This window comes from Streptomyces sp. NPDC002619 (assembly GCF_042889305.1).
Taxonomy (GTDB): domain Bacteria; phylum Actinomycetota; class Actinomycetes; order Streptomycetales; family Streptomycetaceae; genus Streptomyces.
The window spans coordinates 1-2,780 of sequence record NZ_JBIAQV010000132.1 but is presented as its reverse complement, the minus strand read 5'-3'; the positions used below and the strand labels follow the sequence as shown (position 1 = coordinate 2,780).

Below are 2,780 nucleotides of genomic sequence, written 5' to 3'. Positions count from 1 at the left end.
TTGATCTGGAACCAGCGGCATCTGCTCCACGTCCTGCGCGAGTTCGAGCGCTTCTACAACGGACACCGGCCTCACCAGGGCATCGCAAACGCCCGGCCGCTACGCCCGCTGCCCACGCCCATCACCAATCCAGAGCAGATCGCCCGCCTTGACATACACCGACACGAACGGCTCGGCGGCATCCTGCATGAGTATCAACATGCGGCATGACCAGCATGGACGGGGTTTCCGGCACCCGCAGGGTTCTCCCCGCAGGCGCGGGGGTGTTCCGCCTCTTTCCGCTTTCTGAGGAGCCCCCGTGCGGTTCTCCCCGCAGGCGCGGGGGTGTTCCGCGTCATGTGCGCGCATCCGGCGCGCATGGTGTGTTCTCCCCGCAGGCGCGGGGGTGTTCCGTCAGCGACCGCGGTCTGCCCCTTCTGTATCCGGTTCTCCCCGCAGGCGCGGGGGTGTTCCGACGGCGGGGCCGGCGCGGAGGGCGGGGTCGCGGTGACCGCCAGGCTGGTCTACGGCGCCGGCGTCTCAAGGGGGCTGTCCCAGGGCCAGCGGGGCTGTCACGGGGCCGGGACGCGGGTTTCTATCAAGATCGTTTGTGGGTGTCAAGTCACGTTATTCAGTGACGTGACGACGTAAAACCCGCTCGGGCTTACTCGACATAGAACCTTACCGACCCGGTGTGAGGCTCACCCACAGAAAGGAGGACGGGTCATGTTTCGAACCACGCATAAGAAGATCGCTAAGGTCGCGGTCATCACCGCAACCGCCGCAGGGGCGCTCCTGGGCGGCGGCGTCGCGGCTCAGGCCGCCCCCGCCAGCCCGGCGCACGCCACCGTGGCAAGCGTCAGCAGCTGGGGTGGCTGGGGCGATGACGACGGCTGGGGCAGCTCGAGCAGCTGGGGCAGCTCCAGTAGCTGGGGCAGCTCGAGCAACTGGGGCGGCTGGGGTGGCTGGGGCGGCGACGACAGCTGGGGCAGCTCGAGCAGCTGGGGCAGCTCCAGTAGCTGGGGCAGCTCGAGCAGCTGGTAGCTGACCCGGGGCAGGCGGCACCGACGCTGCCCTGACCCCCCGCAGCACCCCAGGCGGCGCTTGACCGGCCACGAGGAACCCCCGGTCAGATCGCCAAGGACCGGGCGCGGGTGCGGCAGACACTCCTGAGGCGGGAGATCGCCGCACCCGCGCGCCGGTGCCGGGCACACGCCCAGCCCCCAGCGCCCTTCTGTGCCCCCAGACGCGTACCGACCCACAGGCGCCAAGACTCAACCCAGGTAAGAGGAACCCATGCGAACACCACTCCACCGACCCCACCGGCAGGAGACGCCGGCCGGGACCGCCCCCCCGTCGCTGGGCGGCCCCAACCCGACACCGGCCGCGCACCAGGGTGCCGCAGCCGCGGTGCGACCGCCCGGCCGCGCAGCCAGAACGGGACACGCCAAGAAAATCGTGTGCGTCGGCGGCGGACCGGCCGGCTTGTACTTCGCGATTGCGGCCAAGCGCCGCGATGCCGGCCTTGACATCACCGTCATCGAACGCGACCCGCCGGGGGCCACCTACGGCTGGGGCGTGGGGTATGGGGACGACCTGCTCGACCACCTCTACGGCAACGACCCCGACAGCGCCCAGGCGGTGCGTGCGGCCTCGGCCCTGTGGCAAGACCAGGAGGTCCGTCTCGGGGAAGAGACCGCGTATCTGGGCCGGTACGGCTTCAGCATCGCCCGCGCCACCCTGCTCGACATCCTCACCCGACGCGCAACCGAGTTGGGGGTGGATGTCCAGCACCGCCGCACGGTCGAAGACCTAGCCGAGCTCGCCGACGCCGACCTGATCGTCGCCTGCGACGGGGCCAACAGCCGGGTGCGCCAGTTGCACGGCGACCACTTCAGCACCCGCCTGCAAGTCGGCCGCAACCCCTACATGTGGCTGGGCACCGACAAGGTGTTCCCCCGCTTCACCTTCGCCTTCGAACCGACCCCGGCCGGGTGGGTCTGGTTTTATGCCTACCCCTCGAGCGCGGGGATCAGCACCTGCGTCGTCGAGTGCGCCCCAGAGACCTGGCGGGGGCTGGGGCTCGATGCGCTCGACAGCGCCGACGGCGTGCGGTTGTTGGAGCAGATCTTCGCCTCCGCCCTGGACGGCCACGCGCTGCTTGGCCAGTCCCGGGGGGAACCGGCGCGCTGGCAGCACTTCACCGAGGTACGCAACGCCACCTGGTACCACGACAACGTGGTGCTGCTGGGGGACGCCGCCCACACGACCCACTACACCCTGGGCTCCGGCACCCGGCTGGCGCTGCTGGATGCGATCGAGCTCGCGCACAGCCTGTATACGCAGGCAGAGCTGCCCGCCGCTTTGCATGCCTACGACGGGCGCCGCCGAGCCGCGCTCCATCCGGTGCAGGCCGCGGCCCGCACGAGCATGGCCTGGTTCGAGCACCTCGACCGCCATCTTGAGCAGGACCTGGTGGCGTTCGCCTACGCGATGTCGGTACGGCAGGGGGTCCAGCCGCCGTGGCGCTACCAGCTGCACCGGGCCACCCAGGTCCCGGTGTTGCGCCGGGTGCGACGGGAAGTCAACGGGGGCCTGCGGAGGTATCTGGCGCTGCGGCGCGGGGAGACGGCCCTCGGCACGGGCAGCGCCACCAGGAGGGTCACGACCACGGCGGCCCTGGCAGCACCGGCAGCGGCACCAGCATTGAAGGCTCCCCTCCCTGAAGGGAGGGGATTCTCCACCCTCCAGGGTTGAGCGGGGATTTACGGCTCAGGCCGCCACCAGAGCCGACGGCCCAG

The 2,780-nt window shown here is 70.5% G+C and carries 2 protein-coding genes and 1 pseudogene; all 3 read left to right on the top strand.

Annotation, left to right across the window (positions count from 1 at the left end; translation table 11 throughout):
* Positions 1–210, top strand: a pseudogene (locus ACFYXB_RS45720) (integrase); the annotation flags it as partial.
* 495 nt (positions 211–705) lie between these two features.
* Positions 706–1,023, top strand: coding sequence for a hypothetical protein (locus tag ACFYXB_RS45715; protein ID WP_389591416.1), 318 nt, complete (start codon positions 706–708; stop codon positions 1,021–1,023).
* Between the two features lie 252 nt (positions 1,024–1,275).
* The gene (locus ACFYXB_RS45710) at positions 1,276–2,736 is read left to right on the top strand and encodes an FAD-dependent monooxygenase (RefSeq protein ID WP_389591415.1); all 1,461 of its coding nucleotides are present in this window, start codon (positions 1,276–1,278) and stop codon (positions 2,734–2,736) included.
* Positions 2,737–2,780 lie beyond the last annotated feature (44 nt).